A 14,765-nucleotide genomic window follows, 5' to 3' on the forward strand; every position below is an offset into this window, starting at 1 on the left:
ACCTGCTCGGCCGGGTCGCACGGGCCTCACCTGCGCAGGGGTCGTCCTGCTGCCGGCCACGATGACCTCCGCGCCGAGTTCACCCGGTCGTCGCATCATGGGGCTCCGTGATGGCGATACGGCGGGAGTGCGATGAGGAAACCGATCGGCCGGCTCCCTGTGTCCCGCGGCCACGGGAGGTGTCCACGGGGGACGCGCCGCCCGTCCCGCGTGCGGAATGGGCGGCATGTGGCCTGGACGAGAGCGACGTGCTGCTCCGAGTCGTGCGGGAACTGTGCACCCGCGGGCTCGTCACGCTGCGGCCGCCGAGCACGGGCCGGCCATCGGAACCGGCCGCGGCGGGCGATCGCCGCTGAGCGCGTACGAGCGGCAAGCCGGCCCGTCGACCGCTTCGACCCGGCGCGCGGCGGGTTCTGGACGTGTTCGGCGAACGGGACCGGCGCCCGCCCGCCCGGGTCCTGGCCCGGAGCCGGTTCGCCTAGTCGTCGGGAGCCGGGGCCGTCCGGGTGCGCCGGCGATGGCTGGTGTCGCACCACGGGTACGTGCGGCTGCGACGGCAGGCGCAGACGGCCACGACGAAGCGATCGGAACGCATGACGCGACCGTCGTCCAGGACCACCTCGACGGGACCCTCGATCAGGATCGGACCGTCGCGGGTGACCGTCACGCGCGTCGGTGGGGGTTCACCGGTCACGTTCGGCACGGATCACCACCAGCTCTTCCTTCTCCTCGCCAGGAGCAATCAGTCCTCGCGCCTCCAGCCACGCCGACCGGTCGCGCAGCACCGGTCCGAAGGGGACGTACCGGCGCTCGGTGACCGCGGCCCGCAGCCCGGCGCGACGCAGCCTGCCCAGGGTGCTCTCCGCGCCGCAGAGACCGGAGTGGACCAGGAGGAGGACCCCTCCCGGGCTGAGCAGTGGTGGCGCGTCCGAGCAGACACGGTCGAGCAGCGCGCGGCCGTCGGACCCCGCGTCCCACGCCCGGGCGCGTCCCCGGGCCGGGAGTTCGGCTCGCGGAGACGGCACGTACGGGGGATTGGCCATGATCAGACCGAAGCGGGAGCCCGTCACGGGCGTCGTGAGGTCGCCGCGCAGCACCCTGACCCGCAGGCCGTGGAGGCGGGCGTTGAGCCATGTGGTGCAGACCGCGCGCACCGAGGCGTCCACGGCGGTCACCTGCGCGGCGCGCTCCGCGGCGGCCAGCGCGAGCGCGCCGGTCCCCGTCCCCAGATCGAGGACATCGACGTCGTCGGCGAGACGCTCCCGCTTCAGCGCGTCTTCGAGGAGGAGCGTGTCATCCTGGGGGCGGTACACGCCCGGTGGGCACAAAAGCCACATAACGCTCGGATACCCCACGGTGTGCGAACTAACATCGCCCGACGCGTCGGCTCCTATGCCGCCTCCCCCCACATGCCACGACGTCGCCATCGCGCTTCCCGTCGGCGAGTGCGCGAGCCGACCGCATGGGATCCTGGGGGCGCGGGTAGCCAGCGTGGATAGGTCGTACATGAGGACGGGAGACATGGACGCCGTCATGCCGGGCGCCGGATCGCCCTTTCTGAACGGGCCCCGGGCACGTGTTCCCGCGGTGCCCGAGGGTCTGCTGGAAGGCGTCATGGCGCCCGCCTACGTCGTGGACGGCGAGGGGGTGATCGCAGCGGCCAACGACGCCGCGCTGGCCCTCCTGCAGCGGTCCGCCGTGGACCTGCTCGGCCAGGACGCCCACGACCTGCTGCACCGTGACAGTCACGGCCGCACCTTGCCGCGTTCCCGTTGCGACATGCGCGACGCCCTTCTGGCGGAGCGCACCAGGCACAGCGATGTGGGGTGGTTCGCCCGCGGTGACGGCAGTCTGCTCGGGCTCTCCTGGTTCCTGACGCCCTACGCCCTGGGCCTGGGGAGGTCGGGGGCTCTGGTCATGCTCTACCAGCGGAAGGAAGCCGCGGACTCCCGCGAGGAGGCTCCGTCGACGGCGCTCTCGGAGCTGGAGCGCCTGGCCCTGCTCGCGGAGACCACCACCCAGCTCACCTCGACCCTGGACGTGGAAGACGCGCTGCACCGCCTGGCCGCCCTGACCGTGCCGCTGCTGGCGGACTGGGCGGTCGTCGACCTGCTCACCGAGAGCGACGAGGTGCGGCGCGCCCTCGTCGTCCAGTACAAGGACGGCCTCCTGGTGGAGCGTGCCGACCTGCAAGGACCGATGCCTCCGCTCCCGCAGGAATCCCCGATGCCGCTGTCCCGGGCGCTGCGCGGCGCCGCGTCCACCGTCGCCACTGCTTCCACGTACCACGGCCCGCCGGACTCCGGCATCGCCGTCGAGCAGCACCGGCTCTTCGAGGAGACGGGCATGCATTCCGCGGCCATCGCTCCGATCCGCGGCCTCCGCGACACGCTCGGAGCGCTCACGCTGGGTCGGTCGGAACGCCTGGACGGCTTCACCGCCGGTGACCTGCCGCTCTTGGAGGACGTGACCCGCCGGGCGGGCCTGGCGCTGGACAACGCCCGCCTCTACCAGAGGCAGCGGAAGGTCTCCGAGACGATGCAGCGCCACCTGCTGCCCCAGATGCCCGCCATCCCCGGGCTGCAGATGACCGCCAGGTACGTCCCCGCCCCGCAGGCCTCACAGGTCGGCGGCGACTGGTACGACGCGTTCCCGCTCACGGACGGTGCCACCGCACTGGCCATAGGCGACGTCGTCGGACACGACCTCGACGCCGCCGGCGGCATGGCGCAGGTCCGGAACATGCTGCGGGCCTTCGCCTGGTCGGATCCCGAGTCACCCAGCGACGTCGTCACGCGCCTCGACCAGGCCGTCATGCACACCGCCGAAGTACCCATGGCGACCATGGTCTTCGCGCGGCTCACCAGCGCGGACGACGGGCTGTGGCGACTGCAGTGGACCAACGCCGGGCATCCGCCGCCGCTCCTGGTGACCTACGACGGGCGGACCAGCTTCCTCACCGAGGGCCACGGCATCCTGCTCGGCACAGGCACCGACAGACCGCGTCAGGACGCCGCCGTCACCCTGCCCCCGGCGGCCACCCTCGTGCTGTACACCGACGGACTGGTCGAGTCGGTCCGGCACTCCATCGACGTGGGCCTCGACCAGCTCCGCAAGCATGCCGCGTCCCTGGCCCGGCGGCCCCTGGACTCCTTCAGCGACTCGCTGCTCAACCGGGTCCGTCCCCAGGACAACGACGACGACGTGGCCTTCCTCGCCCTGCGCACGCCGCCGCCCCGTGAGTGAAGCGGCCGGGGTGGGAAGGAGTCCGGGGAGCGAGGGAGGCCATGGTGGATGATCAGCTCGGACTCGGCGACCTGCTCGCGGCGGTGGAGAAGGCCTCGCCGGTGAGGTCCCTGGAAGTCGTGGCGCGCAACCTGCGGGAGCGTTTCGGAGCCCGGTCGGTGTCCTTGCTGCTCCCCGACGTCGTCGGCCAGAGGATGGTGCGGGTCGGCGGGGACGTGGAGTCACAGCAGGGCGGAAGCGCCGATCAGGTTCCGTTGCACGGCAGCGTGTACCACGACGTCCTGCGCAGCCAGCAGGTGACGCGGGTCCCCGGCGACGGAGCGGGTGAGCGGGTGATCGCGCCCGTCACCAACCGGGGTGACACGATCGGGGTGCTGGAGCTCACCCTGTCCGACGCCGCCGACGACGTGCTGGAGCAGGTCGGCGAGGCCGCGCACGCGCTGGCGTACATCGTCGTCACCGACCGCCGGTTCACCGACCTCTACCACTGGGGCAAGCGCACGACGCAGATGACCCTGGCGGCCGAGATCCAGCGTCAGTTGCTGCCCACGGCCTCCTGCTGCACGGAGAACGAGTTCACCGTCGCCGGGGCGCTGGTGCCCGCGGACTCCATCGGCGGCGACACCTACGACTTCACCCTGGACCAGGAAACGCTCCACATGTCGATCACCGACGCGATGGGGCACGACATCAAGTCGGCCCTGCTGGCCACCATCGTGGTGAACGCCTCCCGCCGCGCCCGCCGCGCCGGGTGCGACCTGGCGGAACAGGCCCGCCAGATGCACGAGGCGATCCTGGAACACGGCAGTCACGGGCTGGCCACGGGGCAGCTGGTACGCGTCGCCCTGGACGGATCCGGTTGCCAACTGGTCAACGCGGGGCATCCCTGGCCCCTGCGTCTGCGCGACGGAAGGGTCGACGAACTGCGCCTCGACATCGACCTTCCCTTCGGAGTCCCGTCCCCGGCTCCCCACCGCGTTCAGGAGATCGACGTGCGCGCCGGCGACCGGCTCGTGCTCTACACCGACGGCATGCAGGAGCGCCGGGCCCGGGGTGTGGACCTGGCCGCCATGCTCCGCGACTCCGCCGCCGAGCACGCCCGTGAAGTGGTCGAGACGATGACGTCCGCCGTGTCGGTCGCCTGCCACGGTCACCTGGAGGACGACGCCTCGATCCTGTGCCTGGACTGGCGCGCGTAGAGCAGCGCGGCCGCCGCATGGCCGAATGCGCCGGGTTTGTCATGGAGTGAGGAGGAAAGCCGCTCCATATGAGGCTTATGAGGCTTACGAACCAAATGCAGGGCTCTCCGAACGCCGCCCTCCCCGCGGCGATGGACACCCTGGAGGAGCAGGAGTGGCTCGACAGTACGGCCGCGGGCGTCCGCAGGGCCGTACGCGCCCTCCCCCTGGGGCGGGGGCGCGACGTGCTGCGCGGCCTGTGGCTCGGCCACCCGGTGCACCCGGTGCTGGTCCAGGTGCCGATCGGTGCCTGGACCTCCGCCGGGATACTCGACCTGCTCCCCGGCGAGAGTCGCGCCGCGCGCCGTCTGGTGGCGCTGGGCCTGGTCTCCGCGGTTCCGGCGGCCCTCGCCGGATGGGTGGACTGGGCGGAGCAGCGTCCCCGGCAGGCCCGTGTGGGCCTCGTCCACGCGACCGCCAACATCGCCGCCGTCACCGCCTACGCCGCATCACTCGCGTACCGGATCAAGGGTCGGCCCGTGCTCGGCCGGGCCCTCGGATTCGGCGGGATGGCGCTGGCCACGGCGGGCGGGGTGCTCGGCGGCCACCTCGCCTTCCGGCAGGGCGCCGGCGTGAACCACGCGGAGGCGGTGCCCGTGCTGGTCGAGCCCGGCTGGCACCGCGTCGGCGTGCCGGAGGACTTCCCCTTCGGCGAGCCGGTGCGGCGGATGGCGGACGAGGTGGCGGTGGTCGTGGTCCGGGAGGACGACGGGCGGTTCCACGCCCTGGCCGACCGCTGCAACCACATGAACGGCCCCCTGCACGAGGGCAAGGTCCTCGAGGGCTGCCTCGAATGCCCCTGGCACGGCAGCCAGTTCCGCCTCTCGGACGGCGCGAACGTCCAGGGACCGGCAACGGCGCCGCAACCCCGCTTCGAGTGCCGGATATCCGCTGGCGGGCAGGTGGAAGTCCGGCTGGCCGAGACCTGAGCCACCCTGCGTCACGAGGAGGAGCTGTCATGAGTCAGCAAGCTCTCGAGATCTACATGAACGACCATCTGGCCGGTTCCACCACCGGACAGCTGATCTCGCGGCACCTCGCCGACCGCCATCGCTCCTCGTCGCACGGCGACGAACTGCGGCGCGTGGCGGACGAGATCGAGGAGGACCGGCAGAGCCTCCTCGACCTGATGGCCACGCTCGACGTACCCGCGCGGCGCCACAAGGTCTATGCGGGCTGGCTCGCCGAGAAGGCGCGCCTGCTCAAGCTCAACGGACGGGTCACCCGGCGCTCCGGTCTGAGCACGGTCATCGAACTCGAGGCGCTGCGCCTGGGGATCGAGGGCAAGAGCCTGCTGTGGCAGTCGTTGCTGTCCCTCACGCCGAAGAAGGACCTCGACGAGGACCGGCTGCACACCCTGCTGGACCGCGCACGGGAGCAGATCGACACGGTCGAGACCGTACGCCGCGAAGCGGTCGGCGCCGGCCTGGGCTGATGCCGGGACGCGACGGCTGTGACCTCTTTCGCCGTCAGGCCACCCGAGTGAAAAGTGTGATGATCCGCCCGTACGGGGTAGCCGTCACGTATGACCTACATGAGCAAATGGGGTGAACCGTATGCCCGCAGGGTCGAGCCGCAAGCGTGAGCGGCAGTACGAGCACATCAAGGAGAGCGCCAAGGACCGGGGCGAGAGCGAGAAGCGGGCCGAGGAGATCGCGGCCCGTACCGTCAACAAGGAGCGCGCGCGGGCGGGCGAGTCCAAGACCGCGAGCCGCTCGTCCATCGAGGACATGTCCTCGGGCAGGCGCGGCGGACAACGCTCCGGCAAGGGCTCCCAGGGGCCCACCTACGACCAGCTCTACGCCGAGGCCAAGCGCCGCAACGTCGACGGTCGCTCCCACATGAACAAGGCCGAACTCCAGCGCGTCCTCGGCGACAGCTGAGCGCACTCGGGTCAACCAGCGGAGGACATCATGCTCATCCTCGGCATCATCCTGCTCATCATCGGTTTCCTCACCGGGATCTCGATCCTGTGGACCATCGGGATCATCCTGGTCGTCATCGGCCTCGTGCTCTGGGTGCTGGGCGCCGTGGGGCACAGCGTCGGCGGGCGCAAGCACTACTGGTAGGCCGGGGCCCCGGGGTAGGCGTTCCCCATGGCGGATACGAGAGGAGATGCACGCCGGGCTGGTCGCTGACCTGCGCGTGGTCGCCCACGATCTCGGATGACCTGATTCCGTTTCCCGGGTCGGGAACCGGGCAGAGGCCCAGCAGATGCACTGACTCGCGTCCTCCGGGAGGTGCGCCATGAGCACGCCGCATGAGGGCAACCGTTCCGCGGCAGCACAGGGGGGAACCGAACACAAGGTGCCGCCCACCGAGACTCCCCCGGGGGAAAGCAGCACCACCGAAGGCATATCCCTCCCCGAGCGCCCGGAACTGCGCAAGGCCTGGGGTTTCACGCCACTGGTGCTGATCCTCTGCGTCGTCGCGATCTTCCTCGCGGGAGTGATCGCCATGATCGTCGCACTCTCCACGTAGCCCCCTTCGCCGAGGAGGATTCCATGGTCGAGCGCGATCTGAGCAAGGGCGAAGAGGTGTCGTGGAAGAGCCACGGCCAGAAGGTGACCGGGAAGGTCACGAAGAAGATCACCAAACGGACCCGGGCGGCGGGCCGAACGGTCGACGCCTCCAGCGAGGAACCGCAGTTCGAGGTGGAGAGCGGCAAGTCAGGGCGCTCCGCGGTGCACAAGCCGGGGTCCCTGGGCGAGGCGCGGTGAGGCGTGGCGGGGAAGACCCGGGGGCGGGACGACCGGAGCGACGCCGTGGACGCATTCGAAGACGCGGTCGAGATGACGGCCCCGTCCGCGAAGGACCAGCAGGATCTGCGGCACGACCGCGGGCGCGATCCCGGCGTCGCGGAACGGAAGCGGCCCGGGGACGATGTCCCCGACGCGCCGCGTGACCTGCCGCCGCAGGAACCCCCCGACTGAGGCCCGGGCGGCCCCGGGGACGAGAGGTGTTCCCGGACGCCGGGAGGGGGGACCCGGCGTCCGGGGCGTTCGCCCACCATGCGACTGCCTCACCGCAGGATCCGGCTGCCCCCGATCCCGCGTCGCACACACGTGGACGGTGCCGTTTTCGCGGTGATCGACCGGGCGGACGTCCGGCCCCGGCTGGGCTCGGGGGAGAACCTCAACGAACAGGTGGTGGGCGGGGATGGCCGGCGGGGGACGTCCGCCACGAGATGCTCGCCGAGGCCGTGGAGGTCATCCGGGCGTTGTTCGGCGGAGGTCGTGTCGACCACCGCGGCGAGCACTTCGACGTGGAGTCGGCGAAGCCGTGGGACCTGCCCGGTACGGCAGCCTTCGCTTCGGCCGGCGAGAACGTGCGCCCGGAGGACGTCGGGCAGTCCATCCCCTGCGGGGACGACCCGGAACTCTTCGTGGAGGCGGTCCGCCCGTACGAGGCCGGGTTCACAGAAATCGCCCTCGTCCAGGTCGGCGGCGACTCACAGTCGGCCTTGCTCGACTGGGCCGAGAAGACCCTCCTGCCCGCGCTGCGCGAACTCTGACACCGCCGATCCGCGCCGCGAAGGACCGCTCGGACGGCTTCCCGTCCGAGCGGCCCGGAGGTGGCCGAACGCGTCAGGACCTGCCGCGGCCGGTGATGAAATCGCGGGCCCGGTCCACCAGACCGGTCCCCGGTGCCAGGAGCTTGTTGCCGGGCGGGGTGTCCGGGGCGCTGGGGTGCGGCCGGGTCGGGGCGACCTTCTTGGCCCGCCGGACCTGATCGCCGAGTTCGGCGAGCTGCTCGGGCGAGCAGGCCTGCGCCAGGCCCGGGAAGAGCTGCTGCTCCTCCTCCCGGACGTGCTCGGTGACGTCGGTGACCAGCTTCTGCACCATCCGGTCGAAGCGGGGGTCGTCGATGTCGAGGTCCTCCAGGTCCTTGAGGACCTGCTCGACCTCGGCGTGTTCCCGGATCTCCTTGTCGGCCAGGGCGTCCCCGCCGGGCAGGTGCTTCCGGACGGCCGGGTACAGGTACATCTCCTCGGCCACCGAGTGCCGCACGAGCTCGATGGTGCACTCGTCGAGCACGCTACGGCGTTCCTTGTCGCCCGCGGGCAGGGCTTGGAGGCGGGCGAAGTACTCCTCGACCTCGCGGTGGTCGGCTGTGAGTTCGGCGATGACGTTTCCGCCGTGTCCCATCACATGACTCCCTTCCGGGTTGGTGTGCGGTCGACGGTCTTCTTCGGAGCGGCTTCCCAGTCCCACGCGGGGCACGCCCCCTGTCCGTCTGCCGTCCGGGCGGCGGTGCCTGCGCGTGGACCCCGGCCGGCGGGGACGGGGCGCCGGAGAACCGGACAAGCACGACTGGTGTGTCGCACCCGCGGATCCCGGTATGAAATGATCTTGATTTGTGGCTCGTGGAGATCTGACGGACGAGCAGTGGGCGTTGCTGGAGCCCCTGCTGCCCGTGCGCAAGAAGGTCGGTCGGCCGGCGACATGGACCCGGCGGCAGCTGATCGACGGCATACGATTCCGGATCCGCACCGGTGTGCCCTGGCGGGACGTGCCCGAACGGTACGGCCCATGGGGCCGGGTGTACGACCTGTTCCGCCGTTGGCAGAGGGACGGCACATGGCAGCGGGTCTCCGTCCGGCTCCAGGCCCGGGCGGAGGCGAAGGACGTGATCACCTGGGACCTCAGCGTCGACGCCGACGTCGACCGGGCCCATCGGCGCACCGTGCGGGCACGGAACAGAGCAGGCTTCAACAGGCCGCCTCGCGGTGTCCTCACCGAGCCGGACGGCCGAGGGCCCGAAGGCTCGCGGACGGGTCCGACCGCCAGGTCGCTCGAGCGGTTGCCGCGGGACCCGAGCACCGTACGGGTGGCGCTCACGCCCTCCTCGCCCATGGCCGGCACCCGCGCCGCGGGAACCCCCGGAGAGCCCCCCGTTCCCTGGTGATCGCCTCCTGTCGGAGGCGCTCGACGTGGGCGGACCCGACCTGGCCGTGCACGGCCCCGCGCATCCGGGTGTCGGCGGAACGCGACGACGGGGGTCTGCGCCCCGCATGTGGCCCAGCCCGCGATGGAGTGTCGGACCGTGGTGGCATGATCCGGCCATGAGCCTCACCGTGCGGCAACTCGCCCTCGCCACCCTGGACCGTCAGCTCCTGCTCGAGCGCCGGCGCCTCGACGTGGCCGAGGCGGTTCGCCGGGTCTGCGCCCTGCAGGCGCAGGCTCCGGCCTCCCCGTACGTGGCGCTGTGGAACCGCGTCGAGGACTTCGCGCCCGAGGACCTCGACGCGGCGTTCACGGACCGCCGCATAGTGAAGGCGACCTTGATGCGGATCACTCTGCACGCCGTCCACACCGACGACCATGCCGCCCACCACGCAGCCATGGTGCGCACGCTGCGGGCGGCACGCCTGCACGACCGCCGCTTCGGCTCAACCGGTCTGGATCCCGCAGACGCCGACGCGACGCTCCCCGACCTCGCCGGTTTCCTCGCCCGGCCCCGCGTCGGCGCCGAGGTCGAGAACGAGGTCACGGGACGGTTCGGCGAGCACGCGCACCGGGTGTGGTGGGCGCTGCGCACATACGCCCCGCTGCACCACGTGCCGGCCGGCGGCCCCTGGTCGTTCACCCAGCCGAACACCTACCGTGCCGCCGACGCGGTCCCCGCACCGACGCCCGAGGAGGCGGACGCCGGGGTGCGGCAGTTGCTGCTGTCGTACCTGCGCGCCTTCGGGCCCGGCTCCACCCAGGACTTCGCACGCTTCACGCTGCTGCAGCGCTCCGTCATCACCAAGGCGCTGCAGGGGCTCGGCGACCAGGTGGTGCGGGTGGCGGGCCCCGGCCGCGCCCCCCTGTACGACCTCGTGGGCGCCACCGTGCCGGACGAGGACACGCCGGCGCCGCCGAGACTGCTCCCCATGTGGGACAGCATCCTGCTGGCCCACGCGGGCGCGGGACGGGTCGTGCCCGTGGAGTACCGGCCGCTGATCGCACGGCGCAACGGTGACACCCTGCCGTGCCTGCTCGTCGACGGGCAGGTCGCCGGCGTGTGGCGCGCGACCGGTGACGGCCTGGAGCTGACCGCATTCCGCAAGCTCGGCAAGGCCGCCTGGCAGGGCCTGGCAGGGGAGGCGGCGAAGCTCTGGACTCTGCTGGCCGAGCGTGACCCGCTCGTGTACCGGCGCTATGGACACTGGTGGGACAAGGGGTTTCCCGGCGTCGAGAGCCGGTTCGTCAAGGGCTGATCGTCCCGCCGACGCCGTGGGCCACGGTCACGCGAGCACCCACCTGGGCTTTGCCCCTTGTGCCTATGATGGGGGTTTGCAGCATCAAGTCTGAAATGCCGCTTACCTGAGAAGGGAGGAGCCGGCATGGGGCAACCGGAGAAGCAGACCCGCCCGACCCGCCGGGGCCCGGATGAGGAACCGGGTGAGCAGGCCACCCGTGAATCTGGAGCGCCTTGCGCGGACGAGGAGGGGCGGGACCCGGAGCAGCTGAAGACTCCGCCGCACGAAAAGCGCCGGGGAACGGGCCTGGAGGATTTCTAGGCCCGGCACCGGCAGCGGGACAGCGACGGGCGGGACGCTGCGTCGGCAGCGTCCCGCCGCGCCTGACTCAGGTGGACAGCAGGCGGTTGAAGAAGGACCGGTAGCGCCGGAGCGCTGTGCGCAGGTCCTCCGTGTTCACCTGCTCGCCACGGGTCCATTGGCCTTCGAGGTCCCCCTTGTGCTGGGCGAACGTCGATGCCAGTTTCTGCATGACGTCCGCCACCAACTCGTCGGCGGCGTGCACGGCATCCCGTGGGTCGTCCACGAATTCGCTCTGGATCTGCTGCCAGCGGCCGCGGAAGTTCTCCTGGTCCTGCGAGCCCAGCAGCTGCGGAGTCTCATCCTCCGCACTCTCCTGGGCGGGAGTCCCCGCCATTTCCTCCGGAGGCGCCTCGCCCCGTGTTCCGGTGCTCTCGCCCGGGTACTCCGGTGCCCTGGAGGCCGCTTCCGGGCGGTCCTGCGGGGGGCCGGCGGGTGCGTGGGTCTCTGCGAGGTCTTCTGTGGCCAGGCCGCTTCCGCGGGAGACGCGTTCGCGTTCCATCGTTCTCCGCCTTTCCAGATCGGTGTTCGGGGAGCCCTCCGTCAGGCCCGGGCGTGGCGCCGCCCACCGCCGTCGGTGAGCAGCTCGTCGAACAGGGCGCGGTAGTGGACCATCGCTCCGCGCAGCTGTTCGGTGGTGGCCTCGTGCCGGGTGCTGAGGTTGTTGACCTCGTGGGCCGCCCGATAGTGGTCCAGGGTCTGGCCGTGCTCCACCGACAGGTCCTTGACCTGCTGGTCGAAGCCCTCGGTCGGGTAGCCGCGGTCGCGCATCAGGGAGGCCACCAGGCTGTCGGCGTCGTGGACGGCGTCCTCGGGCCGGTCGACGAACTCCTCCTGGACGCTGGTCCACTCCCGCGCGTAGCGGTCACGGACGCCGCTCGGCAGCGGCTTGATGTCCAGCGAGTCGTGACGCTTGGCGCGCGCGGACAGGTCCCGCTCGGCGTCCCTGCGGCTGTCGGCGCCCTCGACCGTCCGGTCGTACTCCGGGCCGAAGCGTTCCTTCAGGCGCCGGTGGCGTACGTAGAGGGTGGACGCCACCGCGATCAGGGCGAGTATCACCACCACGGGGATGATGATCGCCAGAAGTGTCCCTGTTGACATGGGGTCGACTCCCTAGCACTCACGGAACCCCCCTCACCCCGACGCCTGCCCCGGGCCCGATGTCCAAAACGCCACTTGTGCGGGCAATTATCGGGTGTGGTGCCGGTGACCCCTCAGGCGGTGCCGCGCTCCGCGCGCAGGTGCTCGACGACCGGGGCGAGTGCTGTGCGGAGGGCCGTCTGGTCCTCGGTGGGGAGCAGGTCGATGAAGTGCTCCCGCACGGCGGCGACGTGGTGCGGGGCGACCTTGCGCATGGTCTCCCAGCCGTCCTCGGTGAGGACGGCGAACAGCCCGCGCCGGTCGGACTCGCAGTTCTCGCGGCGGACCAGGCCGGCCTTCTCCATGCGGCCGATCTGGTGCGACAGCCGGCTCTTGGACTGGAGGGTGGCGCGGGCCAGGTCGCTCATCCGCATGCGGCGCTGGGGCGACTCCGAGAGGTTCACGAGGATCTCGTAGTCGTTGATGGTCAGGTCGAACGGCTCCAGGTCCCGTCCGAGCTGGTTGAGCAGCAGCGTGCCGACGTCCAGGTAGGTGCGCCAGGCCTGTTGCTCGTCACGGGTAAGCCACTCGTCGCTCTTGCCCTTCTCCATTTCGCCATCATATCCAGCGTGCCGATTCCACTTGAAAGCCGCACATTCTGGTGGTGGGCGCTGAGGGAGGCGTCACTCGAAGAACCAGGTCCTCGCTGTGAGTACCCCGGCCACGTGGCGGGCCGCCCGCGAGAGAGCCGACGGCCTGCTGATCCACCCGGTGTCCATGGGAACCCGCCCCGGCCGAGGCCGTGGTCCGCGCGCGCCCTGTTCGACCAGGTACGCGAAGCCCTGGAGGACAACGGCGACCTGATGCCCGCACAGGACGCCCCCGGACTCCTCGAGACCGGCGACGGCGTCCGCGTCCAGTGCTGCCTGCTCCGGCGCGCACCGGCGGCCCTCCGCGGGGTCGCGGCGGCCTGCGCCCGCCTCACCCAGGCTTGAAGGACACGTGGCTCAGGAGGCGCGGCCCGTGCGGCCGCGGCGCGTCAGGGCCCGTTGTGCTCCGCTCAGCAGGCGGCTGGGTGAACGGGAGCGCAGCGCGGCACGAGCGGCGTTGGCGCCAGGGGCGCCATGGACCCCACCGCCCGGATGCGCTCCGGCGGACGCCAGGAAGAGTCCGGCGATCGGCGTCTCCGGCCGTCCCGTGCCCGGGAGGGGACGGAAGACCAGCTGCTGGTGCACGGCCGCGGTGCCGCCGTTGATGGCACCGCCGTGGAGGTTGGCGTCGTAGGCCTCGAGCTGCGGTGGCGCGAGGACCCGGCGGGCGGCGACGAGCGAACGGAAGCCGGGTGCGTACCGCTCCACCTGCGCTTCGACCCGGTCGGCCATCAGCTCCTGGTCGGCGCGGGTCCAGGTGCCGGTGATGCCCGCCCCGCCCGCGTCGCCGCGGACACGGTGGGGGAGGTGGGTGTACGCCCACGCGGACTGCGTCCCGGAAGGGGAGCGCGACCCGTCCGCCGTGGTCATCTGCCCGAAGAGGAGGAAGGGTCGCTCGGGTACCTGCCCCATGGCGATCTGCGCGGCGAACTGCGTGAGTTCGTCGACCCCTTCGGCCAGGTGCACCGTGCCCGCCTGCGCTGCCTCGGGCGACGACCACGGCACCGCGCCGTCCAGGGCCCAGTCCACCTTGAAGGTCGCGAAGTCCCACTGGAAGCGGCGCAGGTCGTCCCAGACGCGGTCCGGCAGTTCGTCACGGCTCAGCAGCTGCCCGTACAGGCTGGGCACGGACACGTCGGCGAGCACGGCGCGGCGGGCCGGTACCGCGTCGCCGTCGGCGGTACGGATCCCCACCGCCCGGCCGGAGCGCACCACGACCTCGGTCACCCGTGCCCCGCACCGCAGTGTCCCGCCGCGCCTGCGCAGCCGGCCGACGAGGGCGGCCGTGAGCGCTCCTGCGCCGCCTGCGGGCACGGGGAAGCCGTAGGTCTGCCCGAGCATGGCCATGAGCCAGCCGAATCCCCCGCTCCCCGCGGCTTCCGGGGCCAGATCGGCATGGAGCGCGTTGCCGGCGAGCAGGAGCGGGCCCAATTCGCCCCGGAATTCCTCCTCGCCCAGCCGGCGCACGGGAAGCACGAGGGTGCGTGCCATGCGCAGCCCGCCACCCGCGCGCAGTCGAGCCGCGAGCCGCAGTCCCGGACGCAGCGGGGGGAACGGCGTGAACAGCGCGTCGATGAGGTCGTCGCCGAGGCGCTCCCAAGCCGTGCACAGCCGGAGCCATGCCGCGCCGTCACCGTCGGCGTCCGCGTCGAGGACCGCGGCGGTGTCGACTGCACGCCGGTGCAGCACCGCGCAGCGGCCGTCGAGCAGCGGATGGGCGACGACAGCCGGCGCATGGCTCCACCGCAGGCCCTCCCGGTGCAGGTCGAGCCCGCGCATGACCGGGGAGGCGGCCGCGAGGGGATAGAAGGAGCTGAACAGGTCGTGGACGAACGCGGGATGGACGTCCCGCCCGGAGCGGACCCCGCCGCCTGGCTCGTCCTGCGCCTCGAGGACCTCCACGCTCCATCCCGCGTCGGCCAGCAGGTTGGCGGCGACCAGGCCGTTGGGCCCCGCGCCGATCACGACCGCGTCCGCCATGGATGCCTCCCGTCGTCCGCGCCG

The 14,765-nt window shown here is 71.7% G+C and carries 19 protein-coding genes and 1 pseudogene; 13 read left to right on the plus strand and 7 right to left on the minus strand.

Features of this window, described 5'->3' with window-relative positions:
- Positions 1-478: 478 nt before the first annotated feature.
- Positions 479-694: a CDGSH iron-sulfur domain-containing protein gene (locus tag OIE69_RS36515; RefSeq protein ID WP_326579008.1), complete on the minus strand. Its 216-nt coding sequence runs from the start codon at positions 692-694 to the stop codon at positions 479-481.
- Positions 684-1,337, minus strand: coding sequence for a HemK2/MTQ2 family protein methyltransferase (locus OIE69_RS36520; RefSeq protein ID WP_326579009.1), 654 nt, complete (start codon positions 1,335-1,337; stop codon positions 684-686). The genes OIE69_RS36515 and OIE69_RS36520 overlap by 11 nt, the downstream gene beginning before the upstream one ends.
- A 184-nt stretch (positions 1,338-1,521) precedes the next feature.
- Here OIE69_RS36520 and OIE69_RS36525 point away from each other — a divergent pair, with 184 nt between their 5' ends.
- The 10 genes and pseudogenes from OIE69_RS36525 to OIE69_RS36570 all read left to right on the plus strand — a co-directional run.
- Positions 1,522-3,246: a PP2C family protein-serine/threonine phosphatase gene (locus tag OIE69_RS36525; protein ID WP_392567696.1), complete on the plus strand. Its 1,725-nt coding sequence runs from the start codon at positions 1,522-1,524 to the stop codon at positions 3,244-3,246.
- 41 nt (positions 3,247-3,287) lie between these two features.
- The gene (locus OIE69_RS36530) at positions 3,288-4,445 is read left to right on the plus strand and encodes a PP2C family protein-serine/threonine phosphatase (RefSeq protein ID WP_326579013.1); all 1,158 of its coding nucleotides are present in this window, start codon (positions 3,288-3,290) and stop codon (positions 4,443-4,445) included.
- Between the two features lie 95 nt (positions 4,446-4,540).
- Positions 4,541-5,413 (plus strand): Rieske 2Fe-2S domain-containing protein, encoded by an 873-nt coding sequence (locus tag OIE69_RS36535; protein WP_392567612.1) that lies wholly within the window; start codon positions 4,541-4,543, stop codon positions 5,411-5,413.
- A 29-nt stretch (positions 5,414-5,442) separates the two neighbouring features.
- A complete protein-coding gene (locus OIE69_RS36540) occupies positions 5,443-5,919 on the plus strand; it encodes a hypothetical protein (protein WP_326579015.1) in 477 nt (158 codons plus the stop codon).
- A gap of 121 nt (positions 5,920-6,040) precedes the next feature.
- The gene (locus OIE69_RS36545) at positions 6,041-6,367 is read left to right on the plus strand and encodes a plasmid stabilization protein (RefSeq protein ID WP_326579017.1); all 327 of its coding nucleotides are present in this window, start codon (positions 6,041-6,043) and stop codon (positions 6,365-6,367) included.
- Positions 6,368-6,397: 30 nt separating this feature from the next.
- Positions 6,398-6,553: a DUF6131 family protein gene (locus OIE69_RS36550; RefSeq protein ID WP_326579019.1), complete on the plus strand. Its 156-nt coding sequence runs from the start codon at positions 6,398-6,400 to the stop codon at positions 6,551-6,553.
- 178 nt (positions 6,554-6,731) lie between these two features.
- The gene (locus OIE69_RS36555) at positions 6,732-6,965 is read left to right on the plus strand and encodes a DUF6480 family protein (protein WP_326579021.1); all 234 of its coding nucleotides are present in this window, start codon (positions 6,732-6,734) and stop codon (positions 6,963-6,965) included.
- Positions 6,966-6,988: 23 nt separating this feature from the next.
- Positions 6,989-7,204: a hypervirulence associated TUDOR domain-containing protein gene (locus tag OIE69_RS36560; protein ID WP_326579023.1), complete on the plus strand. Its 216-nt coding sequence runs from the start codon at positions 6,989-6,991 to the stop codon at positions 7,202-7,204.
- 45 nt (positions 7,205-7,249) lie between these two features.
- Complete coding sequence (locus tag OIE69_RS36565; RefSeq protein WP_326579025.1) at positions 7,250-7,417, plus strand: hypothetical protein; 168 nt, start codon at positions 7,250-7,252, stop codon at positions 7,415-7,417.
- 141 nt (positions 7,418-7,558) lie between these two features.
- A pseudogene (locus OIE69_RS36570) lies at positions 7,559-7,998 on the plus strand (LLM class F420-dependent oxidoreductase); the annotation flags it as partial.
- A 73-nt stretch (positions 7,999-8,071) separates the two neighbouring features.
- Here OIE69_RS36570 and OIE69_RS36575 read toward each other — a convergent pair.
- The gene (locus tag OIE69_RS36575) at positions 8,072-8,632 is read right to left on the minus strand and encodes a hemerythrin domain-containing protein (protein WP_326579027.1); all 561 of its coding nucleotides are present in this window, start codon (positions 8,630-8,632) and stop codon (positions 8,072-8,074) included.
- 211 nt (positions 8,633-8,843) lie between these two features.
- Here OIE69_RS36575 and OIE69_RS36580 point away from each other — a divergent pair, with 211 nt between their 5' ends.
- Together OIE69_RS36580 and OIE69_RS36585 are read left to right on the plus strand one after the other, a co-directional pair.
- Entirely contained in the window at positions 8,844-9,392 is a 549-nt protein-coding gene (locus OIE69_RS36580) for a transposase (RefSeq protein WP_326579029.1), read from the plus strand.
- A 157-nt stretch (positions 9,393-9,549) separates the two neighbouring features.
- A complete protein-coding gene (locus OIE69_RS36585) occupies positions 9,550-10,689 on the plus strand; it encodes a winged helix DNA-binding domain-containing protein (RefSeq protein WP_326579031.1) in 1,140 nt (379 codons plus the stop codon).
- A 370-nt stretch (positions 10,690-11,059) separates the two neighbouring features.
- Here the strand turns inward: OIE69_RS36585 and OIE69_RS36590 are convergent, their stop codons facing one another.
- From OIE69_RS36590 to OIE69_RS36600, 3 genes are all read right to left on the minus strand, one after another.
- A complete protein-coding gene (locus OIE69_RS36590; RefSeq protein ID WP_326579033.1) occupies positions 11,060-11,533 on the minus strand; it encodes a hypothetical protein in 474 nt (157 codons plus the stop codon).
- Positions 11,534-11,574: 41 nt separating this feature from the next.
- A complete protein-coding gene (locus OIE69_RS36595; RefSeq protein ID WP_326579035.1) occupies positions 11,575-12,132 on the minus strand; it encodes a hypothetical protein in 558 nt (185 codons plus the stop codon).
- 113 nt (positions 12,133-12,245) lie between these two features.
- The gene (locus OIE69_RS36600; protein WP_326579037.1) at positions 12,246-12,722 is read right to left on the minus strand and encodes a MarR family winged helix-turn-helix transcriptional regulator; all 477 of its coding nucleotides are present in this window, start codon (positions 12,720-12,722) and stop codon (positions 12,246-12,248) included.
- Positions 12,723-12,974: 252 nt separating this feature from the next.
- On the opposite strand from OIE69_RS36600, the gene OIE69_RS36605 reads away from it, so the two are divergent.
- Positions 12,975-13,106: a hypothetical protein gene (locus OIE69_RS36605; protein WP_326579039.1), complete on the plus strand. Its 132-nt coding sequence runs from the start codon at positions 12,975-12,977 to the stop codon at positions 13,104-13,106.
- A 12-nt stretch (positions 13,107-13,118) separates the two neighbouring features.
- Here OIE69_RS36605 and OIE69_RS36610 read toward each other — a convergent pair whose 3' ends face one another.
- Positions 13,119-14,741 carry a phytoene desaturase family protein gene (locus OIE69_RS36610; protein WP_326579040.1) on the minus strand — a complete coding sequence of 541 codons (1,623 nt, stop codon included), beginning with the start codon at positions 14,739-14,741 and terminating at the stop codon, positions 13,119-13,121.
- Between the last annotated feature and the right edge of the window lie 24 nt (positions 14,742-14,765).

It is taken from the genome of Actinacidiphila glaucinigra (assembly GCF_035918135.1).
Classification (GTDB): Bacteria; Actinomycetota; Actinomycetes; order Streptomycetales; family Streptomycetaceae; genus Actinacidiphila; species Actinacidiphila glaucinigra.

Excerpts from the sequence above, each read along its gene's own strand:
- OIE69_RS36610 (WP_326579040.1), bottom strand. The coding sequence starts at position 14,741 with ATGGCGGACGCGGTCGTGATCGGCGCGGGGCCCAACGGCCTGGTCGCC.
- OIE69_RS36530 (WP_326579013.1), top strand. The coding sequence starts at position 3,288 with ATGGTGGATGATCAGCTCGGACTCGGCGACCTGCTCGCGGCGGTGGAG.
- OIE69_RS36535 (WP_392567612.1), top strand. The coding sequence starts at position 4,541 with ATGCAGGGCTCTCCGAACGCCGCCCTCCCCGCGGCGATGGACACCCTG.
- OIE69_RS36560 (WP_326579023.1), top strand. The coding sequence starts at position 6,989 with ATGGTCGAGCGCGATCTGAGCAAGGGCGAAGAGGTGTCGTGGAAGAGC.
- OIE69_RS36575 (WP_326579027.1), bottom strand. The coding sequence starts at position 8,632 with ATGGGACACGGCGGAAACGTCATCGCCGAACTCACAGCCGACCACCGC.
- OIE69_RS36555 (WP_326579021.1), top strand. The coding sequence starts at position 6,732 with ATGAGCACGCCGCATGAGGGCAACCGTTCCGCGGCAGCACAGGGGGGA.
- OIE69_RS36595 (WP_326579035.1), bottom strand. The coding sequence starts at position 12,132 with ATGTCAACAGGGACACTTCTGGCGATCATCATCCCCGTGGTGGTGATA.
- OIE69_RS36590 (WP_326579033.1), bottom strand. The coding sequence starts at position 11,533 with ATGGAACGCGAACGCGTCTCCCGCGGAAGCGGCCTGGCCACAGAAGAC.
- OIE69_RS36540 (WP_326579015.1), top strand. The coding sequence starts at position 5,443 with ATGAGTCAGCAAGCTCTCGAGATCTACATGAACGACCATCTGGCCGGT.
- OIE69_RS36600 (WP_326579037.1), bottom strand. The coding sequence starts at position 12,722 with ATGGAGAAGGGCAAGAGCGACGAGTGGCTTACCCGTGACGAGCAACAG.
- OIE69_RS36605 (WP_326579039.1), top strand. The coding sequence starts at position 12,975 with ATGCCCGCACAGGACGCCCCCGGACTCCTCGAGACCGGCGACGGCGTC.
- OIE69_RS36585 (WP_326579031.1), top strand. The coding sequence starts at position 9,550 with ATGAGCCTCACCGTGCGGCAACTCGCCCTCGCCACCCTGGACCGTCAG.
- OIE69_RS36520 (WP_326579009.1), bottom strand. The coding sequence starts at position 1,337 with ATGTGGCTTTTGTGCCCACCGGGCGTGTACCGCCCCCAGGATGACACG.
- OIE69_RS36550 (WP_326579019.1), top strand. The coding sequence starts at position 6,398 with ATGCTCATCCTCGGCATCATCCTGCTCATCATCGGTTTCCTCACCGGG.
- OIE69_RS36545 (WP_326579017.1), top strand. The coding sequence starts at position 6,041 with ATGCCCGCAGGGTCGAGCCGCAAGCGTGAGCGGCAGTACGAGCACATC.
- OIE69_RS36525 (WP_392567696.1), top strand. The coding sequence starts at position 1,522 with ATGGACGCCGTCATGCCGGGCGCCGGATCGCCCTTTCTGAACGGGCCC.